At 30.7% G+C, this 326-nt stretch carries 1 protein-coding gene; it reads left to right on the top strand.

The features are described from left to right. Positions 1-326: Ea47 family protein (locus J0A66_RS22405; RefSeq protein WP_439098891.1), on the top strand; the 326-nt coding region annotated here is incomplete at both ends.

Below are 326 nucleotides of genomic sequence, written 5' to 3' on the forward strand. Positions count from 1 at the left end.
TGAAGAAAATGACATTGAGTTTATTACAAATGAAAGTATGTTAAACATTGGTATAAAAAAGTTAGTCAGACTTGCACAAAAGAAATTACCTTCATATTTAACTGAATCATCTATTATTAAATCAGAAAGACGATGGGTCGCTAATACGCTAAAAGATTACGAATTATTACATGCCTTAGCTATAATCTATGGCAGAATGTATAACTGCTGTAACTCTCTTGGCATACAAATAAACAATCCAATGGGTGACGATGTGATTTCGCCAACATCATTCGACTCTTTATTTGATGAAGCCAGGAGAATAACTTATTTAAAATTAAAAGATT

This window comes from Bowmanella dokdonensis, from assembly GCF_017254865.1.
Lineage (GTDB): Bacteria > Pseudomonadota > Gammaproteobacteria > Enterobacterales > Alteromonadaceae > Bowmanella > Bowmanella dokdonensis.